Here is a 23,853-nt window from a genome sequence, read left to right on the forward strand (position 1 = left end):
AGAAAGATGTCTACGGCTCATATAAAGGATAGGATCAAATGCCAAGTTTAACGCCATTGCATGAAACCTATTGTCGATGGGATCGAACTCCGCTTAGCCAGGCAGATGTCCTGGAAGGCCTGGCACAATTGGTCACCATGCGCTTTAGTGATGTAGTACAGGAGCTGATTAAATCGATTCAGCGTGAAATTTTAATGAGCGTATTCGGGCTGAGTGAAAAAAATTCCAAAACTTTCCAGAATATTCCTTATATCGTACGTCTGTATCAAATGTCTTATGACATGATCTTTCATTATGGCAATACCCTGATTGCGCCTGGACTGCGCCGTATTATTGAAAGATTTCCAAAATTACATAATAAACCTCTGACCCCGACCATGCATTTTATGGTCAGTGCCCTGAACGGGATTATTGGCGATTATCTGCTGAAATATCAGAATCCTCTCGCCCTGCCGATGCTCATTTACGATCATTATGGTTCTCTGCAACAAGGTGAGCTAACCGGACGCATTACCCTATTTGTGCATGGTCTGTGCATGAACCATCTGGACTGGTCAACCCGCAAATATCCGGGCATTGGAGAAAAATTACTGGCACAGCGTGACCATAACACCATGCTGTACCTGAACTACAATACCGGACGCCGCATTTCAGCCAATGGCCGCAGTCTGGCCAATGTCTTGCAGGATCTGGTCAAACGTAATCCAGGAATTACCAGTATTGATCTGATCGGACACAGTATGGGCGGTCTGGTGTCACGCAGCGCCTTGTTCTATGGCAAACAAAATGTCTATGACTGGATTCCGATGGTAGAAAATCTGGTCTGTCTGGGCTCACCGCATCATGGTGCGGTACTGGAACGTTTTGGTTTTAGTTTGCAGGAAAAGCTCGGACATTTTCCTTTAGTGAAAATTGTGGGACATGTGGTGAATATTCGCAGTAACGGAATTCTAGACTTACGTCATGGCAGCGTCCGGGATGATGACTGGGAACATAATCCGGTACGGATTGGCTTTATGGACGACAACCGTAAACCAGCCCCGATTCCTGCGCATATTGATGCCTATCTGGTGGCAGGTACGATCGAGTTTGAACACCATACCAACAAAACGCTTAATGTGATCGGTGATTATCTGGTCAGTGTCAAAAGTGCCTTGGGCGAACATCCCCATCCGCGTTTTGATCTGAAAGTACCCGACGCACATAAGGCGATTTTCTATGGACTGAATCATTTTGAAATTCAGTATCATCCACTGGTGGCCGAACAGATTGTGCGCTGGTTCTATCCAAGTGTGGAAGATGAAACCTATACGCAAATTCATGAATACGTGACCGATCTGGACAGTATTGAAGGCATTGCCCTAACCTGATTGAAGGTAAAAAATTTGGTTCGCCTCTAAGAGAGTGATAAAAAAAAGCCAGTCTGTAGACTGGCTTTTTTGATTCCAATTTTGAAAATCAGTATTTATCTCTTAGACGTTTGACGGGCGCAGTCTGATATTTGCGAAATAACTGCCACAGGCTGATCAGCAATAAAATACTGAAGAACACCAATGACCAGACCGGTAAAGATTGCCCCAGGAACGTCCAGTCAATTGCGGCACATTCACCTGAACCGTTTAATACCTGCTGTAATACCGATTTCATCGGCAAAGTTTCCAGCCAGTAATCCAGACCTGGGCCACAGCTCGGCACTTGATCTGGGGGCAGGTTCTGTAGCCAGACATGCCGTGCAGCGACACCGACTGACCATAAGATACTCAGCGAGCCTAAGAAAGCATAACCACGCTTCATGGCATTGGATTTCGGATTATGCAGCAAGGCAATCAGGGAAATAATCCCTAGTCCGATCAATCCGATTCGTTGAAACACACACAATGGGCAAGGGTTCAGGCCCTGTCCATGCTCAAGATATAAAGCAAATGCCATCCCGGCAACAGATGCCAAAAACAACACACCACTCACGAAGCGATAACCCCATTGCATGGTTAATCCTCTTATTTATTATCGATATTGGGCTAAATATTCAGTAAAACTGATCGTGTTATCTTGCTCGAGCTGCTGTTGTTGCTGCAATGACTTTTGTGACAATTCATTGAAATATTTAAGTGTTTCTTTGCTTAATCGATGTGATTCATAGAGATTGCTATGCTGATGGGCCAAATGCTGACCAAACTGCCACATGCTGCTGTGGCTACGAATATCTCCGACAATCAGGGCTGACAAGGTCGCATCAACTTCATCGACACGGATCTGCATGGCTTGCATAGCATTGCTATATAGATCAGTTTCATAAGCCTGATCGAGCAATTGAGCCAGTGGCTGCATACGTTGCAAATGCAGATTACACCAGTCTTCAATCATATAACGCTGGCCATTTTCCATAATCGCAGCGTTATAGGCGCGGCCACGATTGACCACTTCAGCCTGATTCTGGTCAATGATTTCCTGTTCGGCATCCAGCAATGCCGGGCTGTCTTGCAATAAGCAGTACAGTGCCACTACTTCCAGGAAGCCGGCAGTATCTTCATTGATCCCGATCGCGCTATACGGATTGACATCTACAGCACGCAGCTCAACATAGCCGATCCCGCGATTTTGCAAGGCTTGCGATGGAGTTTCACCTTCTTGAGGTACCTGCTTTGGACGCACCAGACTGTAGTATTCATTTTCAATCTGTAGCACATGGTCATTGATCTGAATTGGCTGACCATTGGCATCATCCAGACCCAGACGGGTAAACTGTTTGTACGGTGTTCTGACCGCTTTTTGCAGACCTTCCAGATAATCCTGCAGATTATTGTAGTGAATACCGAGCTGTTTCTGCGCTGAATTCTGGTAGCCAAAGCGTCCCATCCGTAATGCAGTCGAATAAGGCGTATATAAAGTACCGCGTACCAGCGGAAATAAATGGTGATCACGTCCAGTCATAAAACACTGGCACACTGCTGGACTGGCACCAACCAGGAAAATTACCAGTGGCGTTAAACGAATAAAGTTACGGATCAGCCCCATATAGCGATGGCTGCGATAATCCTGCAGGCTTAAAGCGCGTAGCTCTTCATCAGTTTCCTGTTCCTGAAGTGCTATAAAGAAATGATCCGGGAAAGACAGATTATAGTGAACCCCGGAAATGGTCTGCATACGGCGACCATAACGCACGCCTAAACCATGACGATACAGCGTTTTAAATAAGCCAATATTGGAGCTGCCATATTGCGCCAGCGGGATATTTTCATCCTTACTGTCGAGCATGCACGGCATAGACATCGGCCAGAGCTTTTCATCATTTTTCAGATGACGATGTACAAAGGCATGAATGTCGGTCAGATAGTTTAATGCCTCAGTAATACTCTCTTTCGGTGGAGTAATAAACTCCATCAAGGCTTCAGAATAATCGGTCGTAATATGCGGATGTGTCAGAGCTGAACCTAAGGCATGATGATGCGGTTCCTGCGACAGGAAACCATTGCTTTGCATACGCAAGCTCTCACGCTCGATACCGCGCAGCATTCCTTTGATGAGCGACGAATCTACCCATTCCGGTAATACATCATGGGCAGTCGATTCAGGTTGACTCATTACAATCTCGCTTAATGGGGGTAACTATTAAAATAGAATCATCGGTTTAGCTTAGTATACCGCGATTTCCAGACAGCACATGCTGCCCTGCCTAGTTTTCAAGCAAACCATTGATTTTTAGTTGGGCAAATTTTTAACACAAAGTTTCTCTATAAGACATGTGAAATTTGTGATTTTATTGACAAATAAATGCTAATAAATTGTAAACATTATGAATTATCAAGATATTTTAGACTTTTGGTTTAGTCCTGAGACTCAACCCAACTGGTTTACCAAAAGTGACCAGTTCGACCAAAGTTTGAAGGAAAAATTTGGCGATATTCTGGAACAGGCGAGTAGAGCTGAACTGTGGTCATGGCGTAAGAATGCTGATGGTCGATTAGCAGAAATCCTTGTTCTGGACCAGTTTTCACGTAATATTTTTCGGGATACGCCGCGTGCTTTTGCTCAGGACAGTCTGGCTTTGGCACTGGCTCAGGAAGCCATCAGCCAGGATCTGGACAAACAGCTGAGTCCGGAGCAACGTTCCTTTCTTTATATGCCTTTCATGCATAGCGAGTCTCAATTAATCCATGAATTTGCGCTAAAATTATTTCAGCGCCTCGGCAATCCAGAAAACCTCGAATATGAAATCAAGCATAAAATCATTATTGATCGTTTCGGACGCTACCCACATCGCAACCAGATTCTGGGCCGTGAATCCACCGAGGAAGAATTGAGTTTCCTGACCCAGCCAGATAGCAGCTTCTAGAGGTCTGTAACTCGCTGGATCATCCTATCAGGAGAACGAAGATGAAAAAGACCGTCATTGCCCTGACCCTTGCGACGACCGCCCTGCTTTCCGGCTGTGCAACGACACCGTCCAAGCCGCTTACCTTTGACCAGCTCGGCCAGTACAGCACTACTCCACTGAATGCCAACACTTATCGCATCAGTTTTCAGGCGCGACCTAATATGAGTTTCGGTACAGCCGAAGAAATTACCCTGCTGAAAGCCGCGCAGACCACAGTTCAGAACGGTTTCCAGTTTTTCCGGGTACTGAACGATCCAAGCAACCGTACCCAGCAACCACCGCGTCAGGCGATTGTCTATCCGGCGCCTAGCGTCTATCCATACGGCTATTATCGTCCTTATGGTTATTCCCGTCGCTATCCGGGATTCTGGCCCGATCCATTCTATGACCAGCCCTATACTGTCACTTTAGATCCTGCTCAAGTGGCTTATACCATTGAGTGCTTTAAAGCCGGTCAGGAGCCGAAAGATGCCTTTGATGCCCGCTTGATTTTACAATCACTTGGCGCTAAATATGGAGTAAGTCCATCCGGCCAAGTACTCCAACCGCAGCCGGCCACGCCCTAATAACAGGATGATTTATGCAGAAAGAGCAGCCGTCACCGAGCTTACAACGCAGTAAACGTTTTGCGACTATTGCACTGGTCGTCGCAGTACTGGCTTGGCTGGCGCTGATGATTACTGCCAAACTGCTGCCTGAATATGTCTGGCTGATTCATATTCTGATGCTCTCTGCCGAAGCAGGTGTAGTCGGTGGTCTGGCGGACTGGTATGCAATTACCGTGCTGTTCCGCAATCCTTTTGGCCGGCTACCGATTCCAAAATTTTTACGTGACCATACTGAAATTATTCCACGCAATAAAGCCCGGATTGCCGAATCTATGGGGCGCTTTGTGCAGGAAAATTTCCTTTCCCCGCAAATTGTGCAGCGCAGTCTGGCCAGTACCGATTTAAGTCTGGCTGCTGGCCGCTGGCTGGCCAATCCGCAGAATAATGCTCAAGTCACACAAGTGATTCAGCAGACCGTACCCAAAGTATTTGAATTTGTCGGGCAGGAACAGATCGCCGGATTTATTCAGAGCAACAGTGTGCAATGGGTCAAAAATACCCAGATCAATACCTTGGCCAGCGAAATGCTACGTGCTGTTTTGGAAAATGATTTCCATCAGGATGTGCTGCAACGTGGCCTGGATGTAGTACATGCCTGGATGACTTCACATCCGGAACAAACCCGTGAGCTGACCCGCACTTTATTCAAGGAAATGGGCGTCTGGCGTCTGGCCAAAGGCGCCAGCTGGATCGGCATTGATGTGCAGCAACGCAGTATCGATTCAGTGATTCAGCGAGTGGAAGCCATGCTGGCAGATCCCGACCATCCTTGGCGGCTTAAAATTGAAGAAACTGCTCAAGAGCTAATGCAGCAATTGGCAGACTCTGAAAGTATCGCCAGCCAGCGACTGAATGAAACTAAAGATGCCCTGCTTGACAGTCCGCAAGTGCTAAATTTTATCAGTGGTGCAGTGGTCATTTTATGCGATGCCATCAAAGCAGATTTGCAAAAGTCGGATTCGGGGATTGCGGAGAATCTGCGAGTCGCCATTCAGCAAGTCGGTGAAAATATTATTTCAAATACTTCAGTGCGTGAGTTGCTGAATAACCGTCTCAGTGGTATCGCTGTCGATTTGAGTGACCAGTACAGTGAGAAAGTGATCCGTTTTATCAGTGAACGTATTCATGAATGGGATTCGACTGAGATGATCGACAAGATTGAAAACGAAGTCGGTGGTGACCTGCATATGATCCGGGTCAATGGTGTCGTGGTCGGGGCCTGTATTGGTCTGATCCTTGGAATCATCCGTGCTGCAGTCGAGCATCTGATTTAATTGATTTTTAGTTAGAGAGCCCATCTGTTAGTGAATGCTTTTTACCTTCTAGAACTTCTTTCTTAATTCTCATTGATAGAAAACAATTATTTGGGTGGCTGATTTCCTGACATATCGACCAGCAAGCCGGCAAATTTGCGTACAAAAGGTAAAAGCGTCACCACAATCGGAAAAGCAATCGCCCAGGAAATCATCCAGTTATGAAACCAGAGGGCCATAAAGCCCTCAATCCAGCCCAGATTGCGCAGCATGTTAATCATGGAAATAATTCCACTCATCAGGCAGGACAAGATAAAAGGCACAATGGCCAAGGCCCATTTGGCTGGAAGTTTGGGAATATTGCCGATAATGGTCGGGCGCTGTTTTGAATCCATGCTGATCTTTTTATAGTTTCAATCAGGCTAATATAGGCTATTTTGATTGCTGGATGATTCATTTTTTATAGCAAAATTTGCAACTTATTTATTCTCCTCTTTCTCATGTGATCCTTCATTGATGACCGACCGAGGGATAGAAACCATAGGCTGCTAATCGTATATTTTTTATTCCCCATAAATGGTTTTACCTAAAGAGTCGGAAATTTGCTATATTTGCTGTTTTTCTGCGATATCTATTTTCGACTGATTATGAATACGGCAATCCAAGCAGCTCTCGATCATGCAGTGCAAACTTTACAGGCACAAAACGTACTCCCATCTGACTGGAACAATACAAGTAATTTGACGCGTACCAAAGACCGCAGCCACGGTGACTTTGCATCAAATATTGCCATGATCGCGTCTAAAGCTGCGGGGATGAAACCGCGTGATTTAGCAGAAAAAATCCTTGCTGCCCTGCCTGAAGTGGCGGATATCAGCAAGGCAGAAATTGCAGGCCCAGGCTTTATTAACTTCTTTTTAAATGCAGACCAGCGTTTTGCTGTGCTGGATCAGATTCAGGCTCAACAGGCAACGTATGGTCGTACCCAGGCCAATGCGGAAAAACGCGTTCAGGTTGAATTTGTGTCTGCGAACCCGACTTCTAGCCTGCACGTAGGTCATGGTCGTGGCGCTGCTTATGGTATGACTGTTGCAAATCTGCTTGAAGCGACAGGTGCCAAAGTTGACCGTGAATATTATGTTAACGATGCTGGCCGTCAGATGGATATTCTGGCGACTTCAACTTATCTGCGTTATTTAGAATTGACGGGTCAGGAACTGGTGTTCCCGAAAAATGCCTATCAAGGTGATTACGTTAAAGAAATCGCACAAAGCATTATTGATCAAGACGGCGATATCTATGTTCGCCCTGTTGCAGACGTTTATAAAGATGTCCCTGAAGACGTACAGTATGCTGCCGAACCGGATGCTGAAGGCAATAAAGTAGTTGTTTCAGGCGATAAAGAAAAACACATTGATGGCCTGATCTTCAACTCACAAACCTTATTAAATGAAGGTTACCGCGTCTTCCATCAGGCTGCATTAAAAGCCATTCTTGATGATATTAAAGATGACCTCGGTGAATTCGGAGTGACTTTCAATCAATGGTTTAGCGAAGCAACTTTGACTGAAAAAATTGGTGAAGCGCTACAAACTCTAGATCAGCGAGGCTTCCTGTATGAAAAAGATGGCAACATCTGGTTCAAGTCAACTGAATTTGGTGATGAAAAAGACCGCGTAGTGAAACGCCGTAATGGTCAAACCACTTATTTCGCGTCTGATATTGCGTATCACCTAAACAAATTACAACGTGGCTATACCGATATTATAGATATCTGGGGTTCAGACCACCACGGTTATATCGCACGTGTAAAAGCAGCGATTGATGCTCTGGGCTATGACTCGAAAAAACTGACTGTACTTCTGGTTCAGTTTGTCAGCCTGTGGCGTGGTGGAGAGATGGTACAGATGTCCTCTCGTTCAGGCCAGTTCGTGACTTTACGTGACCTGCGTAAAGAAGTCGGTAATGATGCAGCGCGTTTCTACTATGTCATGCGTAAATCTGAACAGCACATTGACTTCGACCTTGACCTTGCCGTATCTCAAAGCAAGGACAATGCCGTGTATTACATCCAGTATGCGCATGCGCGGATCTGCCGTATGTTAGAAAAGGCAGCCTCTACAGGTGTGAACTTTGATGCAGCCACTGCACGTGGTCTGGCAGCCAAACTTGAGCTGGAAGCGGAGACTGAAATTCTGGCAAAGCTGGCAGCTTATCCAGAGATTGTCGTTCGTGCTGCAAACAGCTATGAACCGCATCAGATTGGTAACTACCTGAAAGAGCTGGCTGCGCTGTTCCATGGCTGGTACAACGACAACAAGGTTCTGGGCGATGATGCAGAATTAACTCAGGCACGTTTACTGTTATCTGTAAATGTTCGCCAGGTGCTGCGTAACGGTCTGGAACTGCTTGGTGTATCTGCGCCTGAGAGCATGTAAGCAAAACACTGTTTTGCATGCTCGCAAGGCGAGAGCTAAGCTCGAAGCGAAAATGTAAAGCACTGCTTTTACATTGACGCAAGACGGAGAGCTCTGCTCGAAGTCAGCATGCTAGTCATTGCCGTTTATCTGCTGAATAAATATTTTGTAACTTTAGCTATGTGTTTGAAGATGCAGATAAATTAAAATTCTGTGTGATTTGTGATCTAGATAATGACTTTTCTATCACGATCACATAGGATGAAGTCATAGTAGGGGCATAACTGCTGTTATGCCTTTTCTATTTGCCCCGATAAATAAGAGGAAATCCCAAGTGTTTGGAAAAACGCAGCGCGGTGTATCTGAAAGACCGAATAAGCCCAAAAAGCCACTTATTCCTACCTGGCTCGGCACACTCGTGATCATTTTAATCGTGTTAAGTTTTTTAATGGCACTCATGCTGTGGAAGCCATGGGAACCTGTTAAACCTAAAAACCAGGCTACGGCTGAGCATTCTCAAGAAGAAGATACCAATAAAGACTACCGTTTTTATGATCTGTTGCCACAGCAGCAAGTGACACCGATTCCTGAAGAGGCGGTTCCTGAAGCAAAAAATCAGGAAGCAGTGGTGATTGTAGAGGCACCAAGACCTGAAGTTGATGAATCAGAAACAGCAACTGAGCCAGGTCTGGATGCAACCGAAGCCCCAACTCCTGCTTCTGCAAGCTATATTCTACAAGTCCGTAGTTTTGATGACCCGGATCAGGCAGATGCCCGCCGTGCAGAAATCATTCTCAACGGTTTATCTGCAGATGTAGTCCGCAGTGTGGAAAATGGCAAGGTTTGGTATCGTGTCGTGTCTGGACCTTATGATTCAGCAGAATCTGCGATTATTGCACAGCAAACCTTACAGCACAGTGGTATCGATTCGATCGTTGTCAAACGATAAGGTTTAAATATAGAAAAGCGCCAAATGGCGCTTTTTTGTTCCTTCTCCTAAAAGAAGAGAAAATCTCCCCCTTTATTAAAGGGGGAATAAGGGGGATTTACTTATTCTAAGTTAGCAAATATTTAATCCCTCCAACCTCCCTTTAAAAAGGGAGGCTTTGGGCACTTAGATAGTGTGACCTAGCGCCTCGCCCATCAGCACGGTTGAATTGGCTTTAAATTTCTCATCCCATTGCATCTTGTTTTCTTCAAACAGGATCACAGCAGTAGAGCCCAGGTAGAAACGGCCCAGTTCGGCACCTTTTTCTAAGAAAAGATTATGTTGATTCAGCTCGATACGACCAGATGGTTTTACCTTGCCAGTCGCCACAGTTTCAATACCAGCCACAATCATCGCACCAACTAGAACCACGGCCATACGACCAAGTTCGGTATCAAACAGACATACCATACGTTCATTACGGGCAAACAGACCTGGAATATTTTCGGCTGTGGTCTGGTTGACCGAGAACAGTTCACCCGGCACATATAAAGTTTCAGTCAGAGTCCCGGCAAATGGCATGTGAACACGGTGATAGTCACGTGGTGACAGATACACGGTCGCAAACTCACCATTCTTGAATGGTTCTGCCAGTTGCGGATCAGCAATCAGGTTTTCAACCGTAAACTTCTGACCTTTGGCCTGAAACACATCGCCATTTTCAATTTTACCCAGTTGGGAAATCGCGCCATCTGCCGGAGATACGATCGCAGTTGAATCAGCATCGACCGCACGCACCCCGGTTCTTAGTCCACGGGTAAAGAAATCATTAAATGATTTGAATTTCAGGGCATTGGTTTGCTCAGCAATCGACATATCAATTCCGTATTTGGTCTTGAACGCTGCAATCACGGCTGTTTTTACCAGCGGATTTTCGCTGGCTGCAATTTTTCCCACCACACGGGACAGGCGATGCTGTGGCACCACTTTTTGGGCCTGGATAAACAGTTGTTGTTTTAGACGCGATGTGATGCTCAAGATGGCACCTCTCCTGTAGCGATTGGACTATCGAGGCGGTTGCCCCATTCACTCCACGCACCATCATAGGCTCGAATATTCCAGCCGAATAAGCGACCCAGAATATAAGCCAGACCTGAACGGTGATGGGACTGACAATACACCACAACCGGCTGATCCAGATCAAATCCCAGTTGTTCCAGACGCTGCTGAGTACGTGGTAAAGGATGTAATTTTAAATGATTTTGCCGGTTAAGGGCAGTACTCCACTCAAAATGACGTGCGCCCGGGATGTGACCACCGCGTCGCGCAGCCAGACGCAGGCCAGTGTATTCATCTTCTGTACGACAATCCCATACCTGAATTTTTTCATTTTCAATGAGTTGTTTTAATTCATCATAATCAATCTGAAACTCAGCCTTTCTTTCAAGATTGACTGGAACCAGATGATCGACAGGTATAAACGTTTCCTGATCTGATGAAGTCGGTAGTCCCGCACCCAGCCAGGCATGAATGCCGCCATTGAGTAAACTGGTATTTTCAAAGCCCATGCAATGCAGGTTCCAGAGCAGACGCCCTGCCCACGCACCGCCTTCATCATCATAAGCTACGACATGATGTTCAGGAGAAATATTCAGGTAACGAATTAAAGCTTCCAGCCCTTCTGCATCCGGTAACAGGCCCATGGCTGTTTCTTCCTGACGAACCAGCAGCTTGGGTTGCAGATGTAAGGCATGTGGAATATGCAATTGTTCATAAACCGACGCCCGGCTTAAATCAACAATTCGAAGTTTTTCATTTCCCAAATGTGGAACCAAATCTTCTGCTTCAATCAGCAGACCAAAGTCAAAGGCGGAAGCTGTCATCTTAGTAGTTGTCATTGCGGTCAAATCCTTTTGATCTTAGCACAGCTCATTTTTTCAATTATGTTGTTTTTATCTAGATCCTTAGCATAATTTTAGCTAAAGCTGATTTAAGAAAGACCATCATCCAAGAAAAAACCGCCTCATGATTGAAGCGGTTTTTTGAATCAAGCAGAGATTTTTAGGCAGGTTCTGAGATATTGAACACCTGACGCAAATATGCCAGGAAAGTATCATTATCCGTCATGGTTTTTCCTGGGCTATCGGAGATTTTCGCTACCGACTGACGGTTGCATTCCACCAGTTTCAATACGATATTTAGCGGCGTCTGCCCCATGTCATTGGTCAGATTGGTGCCGATCCCGAAGCTGACCTGAAAGCGATCTTTAAAGTATTGATGCAATTTCCAGGCTTTTTCCAGATTCAGGCCATCACTAAAAGTCAGCATTTTGGTTTTGCTGTCAATTTTCAGCTTTTTATAGTGAGCATAAGCCTTGTCACCCCATTCATAGGGATCGCCACTATCATGACGCAAGCCATCAAACAGTTTGGCAAAGTACAGGTCAAAGTCACGCAGGAAAGCATCCATACCGACTACATCGGTCAAGGCAATTCCAAGATCACCACGGTATTCCTGTACCCAGGTTTCCAGGGCGGCTTTCTGGAAATTACGCAAACGCACATCCAAGGCCTGAAAGGCTTGCAGAAATTCATGTGCCATGGTGCCAATCGGAGTAATACCCAATTCTTTGGCTAAGTACACATTACTGGTCCCACGGAACACGTGCGGTGCAGCTTTATTAAATTCTTCGACGACATGCTTTTGCCAGTCAAAACTATAACGGCGGCGGGTACCAAAGTCCGAGACTAGGAATGGCGGATCATTCGGATCTTGTGATGCATCATATTGTTTCAGCAATTCGATTTTAGCCTTAAGTCGACGCTCACCTTCAGCCAGTACTTCAGGTGTACGGATACGACTGAAATACAGTTCATTCACAATGGCCAGTACAAAAATTTCAAACATCATTGCCTGAACCATGGGGCCTTCAATAGTAATATCCAGGCGGCCTTCATTGTCGACGGTGGCCTTAATAAAACGGCGTTTGAGCTGGAATAGTTCCAGATAATCCACAAAATCGCTTTTGATAAAACGCAGGCTGCGTAAATATTGTAATTCGTCTTCTTTAAATTGGAGCTGACACAGCAAATCCAGTTGATGATTCAAATCATCCAGAATATCCGTCAGCGGATATTCCGTATCTTCCAGGTTACGACAACGGAAATGATAGACACTATGCGTTTGTGGAAACTTGTGTAATACCACTTGTAGCATGGTGAATTTATACAAGTCAGTATCTAACAAAGAGTGGATAATTGGAGCCATAACTAAGGGAAATATCGCTGTGCTTATCCCGCATTAAAGCATAAAAGTTTAGGCAATATTGCAGGATTTACGTACAGCTAGCTGAATTATCGACAAAAGTTCAAGAAAATAAACTGCTTCCTGCTCGGTTATTTGACTGCTTTCAGCCCGTTTTCCTGTTCCTTGATAATTTTCTGTAGCTGCTTTTCCTGACCGATCACCTTGGCAAATTCAGCTGTGGTTTTTTGCCCGGTTTTCTTGGCTTGGGCATCACAGTCGACCTGACGCAGCTGTTTGGCAATGGAGAATTCCATTTTGAACAAGGCACCCATCAAGGCGGTATTGCCACGGTTGTCCCGGGCGCAGCGGTCTGCCCCTTTGGCCAGTAAGGTAGTCACGATATCCTGATGGCCATAATAGGTCGCCATCATCAACGGGGTATAGCCGTCTTTATTGCGTACATCGACTGGAAAGCCGTGTTTTAAAAATTCATTGATCACTTCGCTATTGCCGATTTTAGCAGCAGCAAAAAACAGATCGATCAATTCCTGTTGTGAGGTCATCTGAACGTTAGCCGCAGCTTTTGCAGGGGAGACATTCTTCACTTCAGCAGCAGTTGCGAATGCGGAGCTAAAGGCAAGAATACTGGCTAAAAATGCGTGTGGCAGAACTTTCATGATGAACTCCAACAGAAATCGAAAGGAAAATTTAAGTCTTGAAAGACTCAATTGACCTGAGATGGAATAAAAAACGGAGTGCCTGTAAAACTCCCCCTAGGGTGCAGGAAAGGTTTGGAGTATTACAGGACTTTTTGGAGGTGATGCGCTAGGCCCTAGTCACCAGTTCTTCAAGACCAATCGGGATTAGTCTTTTAATTTTGCAGCTTTGGCTTTAACGATGGCGATGTCACCATTTACAGCTTTAGTCATGCGCATACCGTAGTCAGCATCTGCCTTATAGAAGTAAGACAACATGATGTGCTTGGTTTCTGAATCTTTGACATTGCCCAGATCAGCCGCCAGGTTCATGATCAGGTCATCTTTCTCTTTGGCAGTATATGAACGGTACAAGTCACCTGCTTGCTTGAAGTTTTGCTCTTTAGTAGCGATCTGTTGCACATGACCAGTCAATGGCGTTTCAACTGCACGCGCTTTTTCAGTCGCCGGTTTTGGCTCTTTACGGCTTGGCTCGTAGTTCACATCAGAATCACGTTCAGACACATTCATGTGACCTTCCTGGTTATTGTTGTTCACATTCACCACAGGACGGTTTACCGGAATTTGCTGATGGTTCACACCTAGACGGTACATTTGTGTATCTGAATAAGAGAAGATACGGCCTTGAAGCAAACGGTCTTCAGAGGGTTCGATACCTGGTACCAGATTACCTGGTGCAAATGCAGCCTGTTCAGTTTCATTGAAGAAGTTCTTCGGCATACGGTTCAGCGTCAATGTACCGACTTTTACTTCTGGAACCAGATTGGTTGGCCAGATTTTGGTTGGATCTAGCGGATCGAAATCAAAGCTGTTCAGATCTTTAGGATCAAGCACCTGAATATACAGATCCCATTTCGGGAAATTACCTGCATAGATGTTGTTATAAAGATCATTGGTCAAGTGATTGAAATCTTTACCTTGTTGCGCAGCCGCTTCTTTGACATTTAAGCCCTTCACGCCCTGTTTAGAGCGGAAGTTGAATTTCACGTACTTGTATTCGCCTTTGTCGTTATACAGTTTGTAGGCATGTACACCAAAACCGTCCTGTTCGCGGTAGCTGGTTGGGACACCTTGCTTGCCATAAACATAAGTCAGCATGTTGGTTGCCCAAGGCTGGCTAGACAGAAAGTCAAACACACGGTTGGCATCTTGTACGTTGGTGACGGGGCTTGGTTTCATCGCGTGGATGAAGTCCGGGAATTTGATCGCATCACGGATAAAGAAGACTGGTGTCTGGTTACCGACCAAATCCCAGTTACCTTCCTGAGTATAGAATTTGATGGCAAAACCGTGCGGATCACGTAGGGTTTCTGGTGAACCTTTACCATGAATGACAGTAGACATGCGCACAAAAACTGGAGTTTTAGTACCGGCCTTGAATAAAGAAGCAATTGTTAAATCAGACAGATCTTTCGTCGTAACGAATTCACCATAAGCACCCGTACCACGTGCGTGTACGACACGTTCAGGAATGCGCTCACGGCCAAAACGTTGCAGTTTTTGAACCAGTTGTACATCCTGCAGCAAAGTTGGACCTTGTGGACCCGCAGTGATCGAGTTCTGGTTATCACCGACTGGTGCCCCGTTATCTTTGGTTAATGGTGCAGCTTGTGCAGCTGTCACCGTTGCAAGCATTGCAACAAGTAATGAACGCTTAAACATTTCTAAATCTCTCAATTTAATACCTTTCCTGCATGCAGCTAAGATACTTGAGAGCAAAAAATAGATAAAACAGATAATTTTTATGATTATGATCGTGTTTTTAGATAGTTTAAAATATTATCAATGCTAATCAATCAATTAAGCCCATTTTTTAGACATTAACTTAATAACAGATGAGTCTGATCTTGCTACAATGGCGGCAATTTTGAATCTGACTAAAATTGATTATGCGTGCATTATTACAACGGGTACTGGAAGCCAAAGTCGTGGTCGATGGTGAAACCACCGGAGAAATTGGCAAAGGTATTCTGGTTTTTCTAGGTTTAGGTAAAGAAGACAATCTGGAAAAAGGCAAAAAACTGATTGATAAGATATTGAAATACCGTTTCTTTGATGATGAGCAGGGCAAGATGGGCTGGAATGTCAGTCAGGCCGGTGGTGGTTTACTGCTAGTGTCCCAATTTACCTTGATGGCGCAAACTCAAAAAGGCTTACGTCCGGATTTTGGTCCCGCCATGCCGCCAAGCGATGCCAAGGTCTTGTATGAACAGCTGGTTGAATATGCGCAGAGCCAGTTCGAAAATGTACAAACCGGTATTTTTGCGGCCGATATGAAAGTGCATCTGGTCAATGATGGGCCGGTAACGTTTAATCTGGAAGTTGAATAAACCGTCATTGTTCCAAAATGAAAAAAGCCCTCTTGATGAGGGCTTTTTTATGATAATCCTTCCCTAGCCCCTCCTTTAATTAAAGCAGGGGGATTAGGAGTTATTTACCAGTTTTTTCTTTAATAAACTGACGTGCCATTTTCACTTTTTCTTTAACTGGTTTTGGCAGTTTAGGTGGAATCATTTTCGCAACCTGGTTAAACCAGACCAGCAGACCAAAATCACCTTCCATTTTAATCGTGCCACTTTGCATACCGGTCATGAATGCAGTCGGATCACCTTTGAGCAACGTTTTTACGCCCTGTTCACTGTCAGCAAATTGCAGTACAAAATCAGCTTTTTCTGCATCACCTGAAACGGTATCGATATGACCATTATTCACAACGATCTGACGTGCCATTCCTTCATCTGTTCCGATCTGGATACGGAACTGGCGTTCATGTACCAATTCAATAAATTTCGGACTGGTACGCGCTAACTGCTTCATACGTAATGCAAGACCTGCGACCAGTAAATCAAGTGGATCGGTACTGAGGTCAACCAGAGGAAGTTTGAGCACAGGAATGGAGGACAGTTTCATGGAATTATGCCTATTCTAATTGTACGAAAATTGACAAATATCCTAGCATAGATCAAAGCCAGGCAGATGCAGGACTTTGTATCATATTTCTAAACGAAAAATGCACCCGCAGATGCATTATTTCGCTGATATTAGAGAACTTAACGGCTAGATAGCTGCTGCTGGTCATCTTCATACACTGGTGTATGTTCGATATAACGGCGTTTAGCCAAAGCACGCTCTGCACGTCGATCTTCACGCAATAACAGTAAGGTCACTACGACCATCACGGCCGTTAAAGCTGTCAGATAGCTATATGTCATCGGGAGCTCAAACAAGGCTTGAGTACCTACTCGAATTACTTCGATCAGGCCCCAGGCCAGCATTCCCGCAGCCATAAAACTTAACCAGCGACGATAAGGCGAGAAGAAAACAGCAAGCACAGCCGCGGCGACTAAACTAAAGCCTACGAGAGTTGCTAGATTCGCTGTTACCATATAAACCCCTCCATCCAAAAGGATAGTGTGTATGCTTGATATTGCAACCGTCCTACCTATTGAATTTCGTTAAATCAATAAAATGGAATGTGTTGATTTGTATCTCTATGCATGCATTATGCTGAGTTTTTTGCATAAAAAAAGTCCTGTTTTCTCCCCTTACGACATACTCTGTCGCGATATTATTTTGTCATTACATTTTTTATTTTCACAGTATTTGTGGATCAATTGCTGCGCCGATGTTGGCGTGTCATTACAAAATCATATGCCCTTTCATCGACTTAAAAAAAAATATTTTCCGTTTAAGATGATCGGGGTATTTATAGACAAGCTGCGCCGTCCCTCGATAAAAGTTAAGCTAAAAATATAAAAAAACGCGACCCTAAGGCCGCGTTGGATTTCACCGAAAAGCTATGTGTTACGCGCGGCTCAGATCTTTATCATGTACACCGAGCAGGTAGAGCACACCATCCAGACCCACGCTGGAAATGGCCTGATTGGCATTCTGACGAACCAAAGGCTTGGCACGGAAAGCCACACCTAGGCCCGCAATTGAAAGCATTGGCAGGTCGTTGGCACCATCACCTACAGCAATGGTCTGTTCCAGAGAAATTCCCATATTGTCGGCAATTTCACGGAGCAATAAAGCCTTACGTGCGCCATCTACGATATGGCCTTTGACTTCACCCGTCACCACGCCATCCTGCACATCCAGAACGTTGGCATGAACTTCATCAATTCCCAGTTTGGCTTGCAGATATTCTGCAAAATACTGGAATCCACCAGACAGAATTGCGGTACGGTAGCCCAGTGCTTTCAGGGTTGAAATCAGGCGTTCTGCACCTTCAGTCACGGTCAGACGCTCAGCAATTTTTGGCAATACCGATGCATCCATGCCTTTTAATAAAGCAACACGGGCACGGAAACTTTGCTGGAAGTCCAGCTCGCCCTGCATCGCGCGTTCAGTGATTTCAGAGACTTGGATACCGACACCAGCTTCGATCGCCAGCTCATCAATGACTTCCTGCTCGATCAGGGTCGAGTCCATGTCAAAGCAGACCAGACGACGGTTACGGCGGTAAGCATTATCTTCCTGTACTGCCACATCGACATTCAGGTTATTCGACAGGCTTAAGCAGGCTGCACGCATGGCTGCTGCATCCAGCATCTGGCCTTTCAGACCAAACTGTACACAGGCACGTTTAGGGCCAGTATTGGAACCATCCAGCTCAGGACGGCCAGAAAGACGGGTCACGGTTTCAATATTGAAGCCCTGACTCGACACGATTTTGGTCACGGCTTGCAGATGAGAGGCATTTAATTCCGGGGCCAATGCCGTTACGATATAACGCGTGCGGCCACCCTCTCTTACCCACTGTTCATATTCAGCAGCAGAGATTGGTTTAAAGCGCACTGTTAACCCGATATCATGTGCTAGAATCAGGATTTCCTTCATGGCTAATGCTGTTGCAGTTTGGTCATCAGACGATACAACAATACCTAAGGTCAGTTGATTATGAATGACCGCTTGCCCCACATCTAGAATCTGTAAGGAATGAGCGGACAAAACCTGCATTAATCGTGTAAATTGATTAGGCTGGTCGGGTCCTAAGAATGATATAAGAATGATTTCTCGCATGAATTGACTCGGGTCTGAGCTACAACTATTGTTAGAATCATAATCGAAATTGAACAGAATTGCCTTGGAAGTTTACGTTGAATGCGCCTAGACAAGGGCTATTTGCTAGCCTACTGATTGTAAGTTTTGCTCTGCATACCTTTTTACTGGTATTGGCAACGACTCACCAACTGAATGATAACCGTGCCAACCAGGGACAGCTCATGACGAGCCAACTGGTCACAGACAGCCTGGCGGAGCTTGAACCGGCGAACCGCGTTTCTCTGGCACTTCTGGCCAACCGTTATGCGACTAACCCAAGCGTTGCTTCAATTCGTATCCTGGATGCGAATGGTCAGGTTTTAGCCACTGGTGGGCTGACCAAGACCCGTGATGGGGAAGTTTTTGTCCGTGATGCCCTGCAAAACGAGAAAAAAGTCGGTGTGATTGAAATCACCCTGATTGAGCCAAGTATTGGTGAAATTCTCCGGACTCAATGGCTTGCCATTCTGTTCTCTTTCATTATTCATGGTTTGCTTTGGGTCGGTTATCGTGCGGTAGCGCGTCCAAGCCGTACCGAGTATCTGGCACGTATCAATAATGAATCGCGACTGAAATTCGAGATTCAGACTTTAACTCAGGCATTAGAACAGGAAAAGCATAATGCTGCCCTCGCCATTGCCCAGGCACAGCAAGCCCTGAAAAACAAACCGAAAGAAAAAGACAGTAAACCTGTGGTCCTAGATACCGATAGCCTGAGCTTGAACATTCAGTTCTATGATCCAAAACAGTTGCTAGATAGTGTGAATAAGACGGTATCGGTTCCTTATTTCAATCTGTGCCAGATTTTCCTGAACAAAGCTACTGAACTGTGCATCCAGCACTACAAACTGAACAGCACGGATATTTGTACCGTACACAAGTTTGATGAAAAAGGTGCCAGTATCAGTATTGCGGCAGAGAAGCCAGATGCCCTCGCCTGTCTGACCATGATCAGTTCAGTATTCCAGTTGCTTTCAGAAGTCCTGTATAAGCGTTATCGCGAAGAAAAACGTTTTGTCCTGCAGACACGTAGCGCAATTTCTTCAGCCGTTGAAGAAATGCAGCTTAATTCCGTTCAGGCTGCAGAACGTCTGGTTCAGCAACTAGTCGCTAAGGAAAGTGCACTGCATGTTCCTAATGCCCTGTTGAAACAAATCGCGGACCACTTTGAGCTGGTCAGCATGCCAAATCCGACCAATGTTCTGACCCGTCATGCCTTTGTGGTCAATGGGATGGATGCGGAAAGTGCTGAACTAGCGCAAAGCTTCAGAACCGAGATTCTCAAATCGAAACAGTCTAAAGCGTCCTAAGTCACAGAAAGCAAAAAGCCCGATTGAATATCGGGCTTTTTATATGAGAGAAATAAAATCTTCAGCAGTCAGGATGTTATCTATCTGCGGAAGTATCTTGTGCTGATGCAGATTCAATTGTCTTACTTTTGGCGGCCCAGTACGTCGCCAAGGCGGGTCCAGAAATGTTATGCCATAGGCTGAAAATAGCACTTGGAACCGCAGTGATGGGAGACGCGGCAAAATGGGTCGCAGCCAACGCTACCCCTAAACCAGAATTCTGCATTCCCACTTCAATCGAAACCGCGCGACAATCGATTTCTGCCAGTTTCAATATTCGGCTTGCCCAATAACCCAACAAGTAGCCCATTCCATTGTGTAAAGCCACAAGACCCAAAATCATTAACCCGGATTCCAGAATCTGGGTTTTACTGCCAGCAATAATGGCCGCCACAATTGCGACAATGGCAATCACCGAAATTACTGGCATTACTTGGATATAGCCTTCTACCTTGGTTTTTAGAAGGGCACGGACAATCAAACCTAAAATGATTGGAAACAGCACCACTTGTAGAATCGAAATCAGCATAGATAAGGCATTAATTTCAATCCATTGGCTGGCCAGCAGATAAAAAATTGCCGGAGTCAAAAGCGGTGCCAATAAAGTTGATACCGAAGTACACGCCACAGACAAGGCCGTATTGCCTTTGGCCATATAGGTAATCACATTAGATGCCGTGCCACCTGGACAGCAGCCCACCAGAATCACACCAATCGCAATTTCAGCCGGAAGCTGGAATAGCTGACAGAGCAAAAAGGCTAACCCTGGCATCACCATAAACTGAGCCACGACCCCAATCGCAACGGCCTTGGGACTTTGCAAGATACTTTTAAAATCACCTGGCGTCATGGTCATGCCCATGCCGAACATGATCAGACCCAGCATCCAGGGAATATAGGCGCGTAACCAGACAAAAAGATCCGGCAGCATCAAGGCAATGGCTGAAAACAGAATGACCCATAGAGCAAAGGTCTTTTGGACAAACTGGCTAAATTGAAGAAGTGCTGACATGGGAAAATCCAAGTGTCATGAAAAAGAAATCAAGGCATCTGTGGATGCCTCAAAGTAAACAAACCATTGCATAATGGCAAATGGCCCTAAACGCCTTAAGTTAGCACTTAGGCGGCATTAATAATATCTTTCAGATAAATCCGTTTTACACCCTGTGCCAGCATGTCCTGCCAGGCATGTTGTAGCGAACCGTTCAGGTCTATGCCTTTGGTGGCATCCGCAATGACATAGGCCTTAAAGCCGAGTTTGCAGGCATCCATCGCAGTCCAGGCCACACAAAAATCAGTCGCGATACCCACGATGAATACGGTATCAATACCGCGCTCACGTAAATAGCCGGCCAGACCGGTACTGGTTTTTTGATCAGCTTCCATAAAGGCGGAGTAACTGTCGATATTTTGATGAAAGCCTTTGCGGATAATCAGTTGAGCTTGCGGAAGGTTCAGCTCCGGATGGAATTCAGCATCCTCAGTCCCTTGTACACAATGACTCGGCCAAAGGACCTGAGAACCATAATCCAGCTGAATCGTGTCATAGGCTGCTTGAGCAGGATGATTGTCTGCAAAGGAGATATGTTCTGCCGGATGCCAATCCTGAGTCAGCACAATATTCTGAAAGTACTGCCCCAATCGGTTGATATTCGGAATAATCTGATCGGCATTGGTAACAGCCAGATTTCCACCCGGGGTAAATCCTTTTTGTACATCCACCACAATCAGCGCCGCATTTTGCATCATTTTCATCCCTTGAAATCTGAGTTTGCATCCAAGCATAGCTTAAAACTAAAGAAAATTTTTAGCCCTTTAGGTAAAAATAGAATGACTCTGCATTCTGATAAAACGCATGATGAGTTAACTGTAAAAGCTATTGCTCTCCAAAACATAGAAAGAATTTGTCTTAAGCTGAACTGATACTGGAAAATAAAAAGCCTGCATCAGTGCAGGCTTTTCGGATATTCATCTTTTTATTTTTAAACCTTGGTACGGCTGACCAGGAGTAGCATACATACCGCAGAGATTACGATACATGGAATCGCTGCCGAGATCACCCCTGCTGCACCGAAGCCTGCTGTCAGTAGCTGACCCGCAATTGCAGGGCCAAGCATGGCGCCGATACGGCCAACTGCGGAAGCAACACCTACCCCTGTACCACGTACTTCAGTTGGGTAAACGATACTACCGAAGGCATAGAGTACACCCTGACAGCCAATCACAAAGGCACCTGCCAGTGCTGCGGCCATGTACATTTGCTCAAGTGAGCTTGCACCGTTCAACGCTAATAGACCCGCCAGGATACCGCCGTACATCAATAGAATGACATACGCTTTTTTCAGGCGATCCGTCAGCATACCCAAAATCACGGTACCAATCGTTGCAGTCACCATAAAGTAGAACTGTGCAGTTGAACCATCTTTACGGGTGAAGCCCAGTTCCATGAACAATGATGGCAACCAGCTCAACATAATGTACACCACCATCAGGGTGAAGAAGTAGCTCACCCAGATGCAAAGCGTACGAAGCAAGTTGTCAGAGTTAAACAGATCCTTGAATGAACCCTGAGGAGATGCTGCACGTTCCGCGGCTGTCTTGTTTTGTGTCTTTAAGTATTCTTTAGATTCAGGCAGACACAACATCATCAGTGGAATCACGATGATGGGTAATAAACCACCTAAGTAAAAAACATTTTTCCAGTTTGCACCGAATTCAGTTGCTGCGATTAAAGACAAGATTGCTGCACCGACTGGCATACCACAGTACATCAGGCCCACGGCACGTCCACGGTTTTGTGGAGCCACGGCTTCAGAAGCCAGCGTGATTAAGATTGGCATTGCACCGCCAAGACCCGCACCCGCCAGAAAACGAACTGCCAGCAAACTGTGGAAACTGTTCACCCACACGGTACATAAGGTAAATAGTGCAAAAATTGCGGTTGACCAGATTAAAACTTTCTTACGACCAATACGGTCCGCGAATCGACCACCGACCAGTGCACCAGGCAATAAGCCCAGAATCCCTGCACTAAAAAACACACCCAATTGTGAGCTATCAAGACCAAAGTGCTCACGAATACCAGCAGCGGCAATCCCGGCAGCCTGAATATCCAGGCCTTCAATCACAGCGATCAGAAAGCAGATCCCTACCGTGATGATCGCGTGCTTATTGTCTGATTTTTCCATTGGAATATCCTTGTTCAATCAGCGTTCAAAAGAGAGGCCATCATCTATGAGCCGCTAAAGAGAATTAACTACCAATAAGTTGAACAATTTGCTCGGATATACTGAAAAATCCAGAAAATTGATGACTTTAAGATGCTGTTCGATAAAGTCAAAAAAGCAATTAATGAGAAGTATTAAAATCCCAGTATTTTTGGATTTAGACTTATACATCAAACTCGGAAATTCAACAGTGAGAAAAATTCGGGGCCGATCACTAATACGAAAAAAAGATTAGTTCAGGCATTTTTGCTTTTTATTCCTCATAAATGAGGTTTATTGTTCGATATATTTTAGCTCTTAATTCATCGAATATAAATATTAATACTCCCCTAAAACGCCATAAAAGAATGTTTTCTAAATCTATTTAATTCACTTAAGTGACTTATTCTGTGTATTTTTTCCTGAAAAAATGAATTCATTAGCTTTCATACTGCTGGAGGATAAAGGATGATTTGGGCAGCAAAAAATCATAACGATTAAAACTTGATTGTTGCCTAGAGGCTTTGTATAAAGAATTCAGTGGCTTTTACTAAAGCATATTGTTCTTATGCGTTTGATCAGTCATAATTTGCATAAGCAATATTCAATTCAGTGCAAATCTATTGAATTTGCTACAAATCAAAATACAAACCCATCCCAAATATGTTTTCTCATTCTCTTCGGATGGACAAATAGGATAGTTTTTTAA

The 23,853-nt window shown here is 45.1% G+C and carries 22 protein-coding genes; 8 read left to right on the top strand and 14 right to left on the bottom strand.

Translation table 11 applies throughout. From position 1 onward, the window contains the following. The first annotated feature begins 38 nt into the window (after positions 1–38). The gene (locus tag FTU46_RS08290) at positions 39–1,370 is read left to right on the top strand and encodes an alpha/beta hydrolase (protein WP_034703167.1); all 1,332 of its coding nucleotides are present in this window, start codon (positions 39–41) and stop codon (positions 1,368–1,370) included. 88 nt (positions 1,371–1,458) lie between these two features. Here the strand turns inward: FTU46_RS08290 and FTU46_RS08295 are convergent, their stop codons facing one another. Further along, positions 1,459–1,986: a disulfide bond formation protein B gene (locus FTU46_RS08295; protein WP_159124206.1), complete on the bottom strand. Its 528-nt coding sequence runs from the start codon at positions 1,984–1,986 to the stop codon at positions 1,459–1,461. 18 nt (positions 1,987–2,004) lie between these two features. Beyond that, on the bottom strand, positions 2,005–3,582 hold the full coding sequence (gshA, locus tag FTU46_RS08300) for a glutamate--cysteine ligase (RefSeq protein WP_180104725.1): 1,578 nt from the start codon (positions 3,580–3,582) through the stop codon (positions 2,005–2,007). 211 nt (positions 3,583–3,793) lie between these two features. Here gshA and FTU46_RS08305 point away from each other — a divergent pair, with 211 nt between their 5' ends. Genes FTU46_RS08305 through FTU46_RS08315 form a run of 3 tightly spaced genes read left to right on the top strand, consistent with a single transcriptional unit; the run spans position 3,794 to position 6,257 of the window. Further along, positions 3,794–4,333 carry a DUF924 family protein gene (locus FTU46_RS08305; RefSeq protein WP_180104726.1) on the top strand — a complete coding sequence of 180 codons (540 nt, stop codon included), beginning with the start codon at positions 3,794–3,796 and terminating at the stop codon, positions 4,331–4,333. Positions 4,334–4,374: 41 nt separating this feature from the next. Then, on the top strand, positions 4,375–4,941 hold the full coding sequence (locus FTU46_RS08310) for a hypothetical protein (RefSeq protein ID WP_159124209.1): 567 nt from the start codon (positions 4,375–4,377) through the stop codon (positions 4,939–4,941). 14 nt (positions 4,942–4,955) lie between these two features. Then, positions 4,956–6,257, top strand: a complete 1,302-nt coding sequence (locus FTU46_RS08315; RefSeq protein ID WP_180104727.1) for a DUF445 domain-containing protein — start codon at positions 4,956–4,958, stop codon at positions 6,255–6,257. An 86-nt stretch (positions 6,258–6,343) separates the two neighbouring features. On the opposite strand, the gene FTU46_RS08320 is transcribed toward FTU46_RS08315, so the two are convergent. After that, a complete protein-coding gene (locus tag FTU46_RS08320) occupies positions 6,344–6,631 on the bottom strand; it encodes a DUF2798 domain-containing protein (RefSeq protein ID WP_180104728.1) in 288 nt (95 codons plus the stop codon). A 252-nt stretch (positions 6,632–6,883) separates the two neighbouring features. Between FTU46_RS08320 and argS the strand changes: the two genes are divergently transcribed. Together argS and FTU46_RS08330 are read left to right on the top strand one after the other, a co-directional pair. Beyond that, positions 6,884–8,674, top strand: a complete 1,791-nt coding sequence (gene argS / locus FTU46_RS08325) for an arginine--tRNA ligase (RefSeq protein ID WP_166137525.1) — start codon at positions 6,884–6,886, stop codon at positions 8,672–8,674. Between the two features lie 313 nt (positions 8,675–8,987). Then, complete coding sequence (locus FTU46_RS08330) at positions 8,988–9,602, top strand: SPOR domain-containing protein (protein WP_159124212.1); 615 nt, start codon at positions 8,988–8,990, stop codon at positions 9,600–9,602. A 165-nt stretch (positions 9,603–9,767) separates the two neighbouring features. Here the strand turns inward: FTU46_RS08330 and asd are convergent, their stop codons facing one another. The 5 genes from asd to FTU46_RS08355 form a co-directional block, all read right to left on the bottom strand. Further along, positions 9,768–10,619, bottom strand: a complete 852-nt coding sequence (asd, locus tag FTU46_RS08335; protein ID WP_159124213.1) for an archaetidylserine decarboxylase — start codon at positions 10,617–10,619, stop codon at positions 9,768–9,770. Continuing rightward, positions 10,616–11,464 carry a sulfurtransferase gene (locus tag FTU46_RS08340; RefSeq protein WP_179991991.1) on the bottom strand — a complete coding sequence of 283 codons (849 nt, stop codon included), beginning with the start codon at positions 11,462–11,464 and terminating at the stop codon, positions 10,616–10,618. Before FTU46_RS08340 ends, asd begins: the two co-directional genes overlap by 4 nt. A gap of 178 nt (positions 11,465–11,642) precedes the next feature. Beyond that, on the bottom strand, positions 11,643–12,848 hold the full coding sequence (gene pncB, locus FTU46_RS08345; RefSeq protein ID WP_180104729.1) for a nicotinate phosphoribosyltransferase: 1,206 nt from the start codon (positions 12,846–12,848) through the stop codon (positions 11,643–11,645). A gap of 128 nt (positions 12,849–12,976) precedes the next feature. Further along, the gene (locus FTU46_RS08350; RefSeq protein WP_180104730.1) at positions 12,977–13,504 is read right to left on the bottom strand and encodes an ankyrin repeat domain-containing protein; all 528 of its coding nucleotides are present in this window, start codon (positions 13,502–13,504) and stop codon (positions 12,977–12,979) included. Between the two features lie 186 nt (positions 13,505–13,690). Then, a complete protein-coding gene (locus FTU46_RS08355) occupies positions 13,691–15,205 on the bottom strand; it encodes a catalase (protein WP_180104731.1) in 1,515 nt (504 codons plus the stop codon). A gap of 227 nt (positions 15,206–15,432) precedes the next feature. Here FTU46_RS08355 and dtd point away from each other — a divergent pair, with 227 nt between their 5' ends. After that, positions 15,433–15,873 carry a D-aminoacyl-tRNA deacylase gene (gene dtd, locus FTU46_RS08360; protein WP_004281259.1) on the top strand — a complete coding sequence of 147 codons (441 nt, stop codon included), beginning with the start codon at positions 15,433–15,435 and terminating at the stop codon, positions 15,871–15,873. A 100-nt stretch (positions 15,874–15,973) separates the two neighbouring features. Here the strand turns inward: dtd and FTU46_RS08365 are convergent, their stop codons facing one another. The 3 genes from FTU46_RS08365 to serB all read right to left on the bottom strand — a co-directional run bounded on the left by FTU46_RS08365 (position 15,974) and on the right by serB (position 18,568). Continuing rightward, the gene (locus FTU46_RS08365; protein ID WP_004281258.1) at positions 15,974–16,453 is read right to left on the bottom strand and encodes an SCP2 sterol-binding domain-containing protein; all 480 of its coding nucleotides are present in this window, start codon (positions 16,451–16,453) and stop codon (positions 15,974–15,976) included. A 140-nt stretch (positions 16,454–16,593) separates the two neighbouring features. Then, entirely contained in the window at positions 16,594–16,929 is a 336-nt protein-coding gene (gene aciT, locus FTU46_RS08370) for a ciprofloxacin tolerance protein AciT (RefSeq protein ID WP_034703185.1), read from the bottom strand. A 418-nt stretch (positions 16,930–17,347) separates the two neighbouring features. Then, a complete protein-coding gene (gene serB / locus FTU46_RS08375) occupies positions 17,348–18,568 on the bottom strand; it encodes a phosphoserine phosphatase SerB (RefSeq protein WP_166137537.1) in 1,221 nt (406 codons plus the stop codon). A 77-nt stretch (positions 18,569–18,645) separates the two neighbouring features. Here serB and FTU46_RS08380 point away from each other — a divergent pair, with 77 nt between their 5' ends. After that, complete coding sequence (locus FTU46_RS08380; protein ID WP_159124187.1) at positions 18,646–19,899, top strand: hypothetical protein; 1,254 nt, start codon at positions 18,646–18,648, stop codon at positions 19,897–19,899. A gap of 76 nt (positions 19,900–19,975) precedes the next feature. Here the strand turns inward: FTU46_RS08380 and FTU46_RS08385 are convergent, their stop codons facing one another. From FTU46_RS08385 to mhpT, 3 genes are all read right to left on the bottom strand, one after another. After that, positions 19,976–20,950, bottom strand: a complete 975-nt coding sequence (locus tag FTU46_RS08385; protein WP_166137546.1) for a bile acid:sodium symporter family protein — start codon at positions 20,948–20,950, stop codon at positions 19,976–19,978. A 107-nt stretch (positions 20,951–21,057) separates the two neighbouring features. Then, positions 21,058–21,687 carry a bifunctional nicotinamidase/pyrazinamidase gene (gene pncA, locus FTU46_RS08390; protein ID WP_159124185.1) on the bottom strand — a complete coding sequence of 210 codons (630 nt, stop codon included), beginning with the start codon at positions 21,685–21,687 and terminating at the stop codon, positions 21,058–21,060. 233 nt (positions 21,688–21,920) lie between these two features. Beyond that, complete coding sequence (mhpT, locus tag FTU46_RS08395; RefSeq protein WP_179991897.1) at positions 21,921–23,126, bottom strand: 3-(3-hydroxy-phenyl)propionate transporter MhpT; 1,206 nt, start codon at positions 23,124–23,126, stop codon at positions 21,921–21,923. Positions 23,127–23,853 lie beyond the last annotated feature (727 nt).

The sequence above is a fragment of the Acinetobacter sp. YH12108 genome (assembly GCF_013419055.1).
Classification (GTDB): domain Bacteria; phylum Pseudomonadota; class Gammaproteobacteria; order Pseudomonadales; family Moraxellaceae; genus Acinetobacter.

What these genes read in the sequence shown, in the direction of transcription:
- FTU46_RS08290 (WP_034703167.1), top strand. Translation starts at nt 39, where the DNA reads ATGCCAAGTTTAACGCCATTGCATGAAACCTATTGTCGATGGGATCGA.
- FTU46_RS08295 (WP_159124206.1), bottom strand. Translation starts at nt 1,986, where the DNA reads ATGCAATGGGGTTATCGCTTCGTGAGTGGTGTGTTGTTTTTGGCATCT.
- gshA (WP_180104725.1), bottom strand. Translation starts at nt 3,582, where the DNA reads ATGAGTCAACCTGAATCGACTGCCCATGATGTATTACCGGAATGGGTA.
- FTU46_RS08305 (WP_180104726.1), top strand. Translation starts at nt 3,794, where the DNA reads ATGAATTATCAAGATATTTTAGACTTTTGGTTTAGTCCTGAGACTCAA.
- FTU46_RS08310 (WP_159124209.1), top strand. Translation starts at nt 4,375, where the DNA reads ATGAAAAAGACCGTCATTGCCCTGACCCTTGCGACGACCGCCCTGCTT.
- FTU46_RS08315 (WP_180104727.1), top strand. Translation starts at nt 4,956, where the DNA reads ATGCAGAAAGAGCAGCCGTCACCGAGCTTACAACGCAGTAAACGTTTT.
- FTU46_RS08320 (WP_180104728.1), bottom strand. Translation starts at nt 6,631, where the DNA reads ATGGATTCAAAACAGCGCCCGACCATTATCGGCAATATTCCCAAACTT.
- argS (WP_166137525.1), top strand. Translation starts at nt 6,884, where the DNA reads ATGAATACGGCAATCCAAGCAGCTCTCGATCATGCAGTGCAAACTTTA.
- FTU46_RS08340 (WP_179991991.1), bottom strand. Translation starts at nt 11,464, where the DNA reads ATGACAGCTTCCGCCTTTGACTTTGGTCTGCTGATTGAAGCAGAAGAT.
- pncB (WP_180104729.1), bottom strand. Translation starts at nt 12,848, where the DNA reads ATGGCTCCAATTATCCACTCTTTGTTAGATACTGACTTGTATAAATTC.
- FTU46_RS08350 (WP_180104730.1), bottom strand. Translation starts at nt 13,504, where the DNA reads ATGAAAGTTCTGCCACACGCATTTTTAGCCAGTATTCTTGCCTTTAGC.
- FTU46_RS08355 (WP_180104731.1), bottom strand. Translation starts at nt 15,205, where the DNA reads ATGTTTAAGCGTTCATTACTTGTTGCAATGCTTGCAACGGTGACAGCT.
- dtd (WP_004281259.1), top strand. Translation starts at nt 15,433, where the DNA reads ATGCGTGCATTATTACAACGGGTACTGGAAGCCAAAGTCGTGGTCGAT.
- FTU46_RS08365 (WP_004281258.1), bottom strand. Translation starts at nt 16,453, where the DNA reads ATGAAACTGTCCTCCATTCCTGTGCTCAAACTTCCTCTGGTTGACCTC.
- aciT (WP_034703185.1), bottom strand. Translation starts at nt 16,929, where the DNA reads ATGGTAACAGCGAATCTAGCAACTCTCGTAGGCTTTAGTTTAGTCGCC.
- serB (WP_166137537.1), bottom strand. Translation starts at nt 18,568, where the DNA reads ATGCGAGAAATCATTCTTATATCATTCTTAGGACCCGACCAGCCTAAT.
- FTU46_RS08385 (WP_166137546.1), bottom strand. Translation starts at nt 20,950, where the DNA reads ATGTCAGCACTTCTTCAATTTAGCCAGTTTGTCCAAAAGACCTTTGCT.
- pncA (WP_159124185.1), bottom strand. Translation starts at nt 21,687, where the DNA reads ATGATGCAAAATGCGGCGCTGATTGTGGTGGATGTACAAAAAGGATTT.
- mhpT (WP_179991897.1), bottom strand. Translation starts at nt 23,126, where the DNA reads ATGGAAAAATCAGACAATAAGCACGCGATCATCACGGTAGGGATCTGC.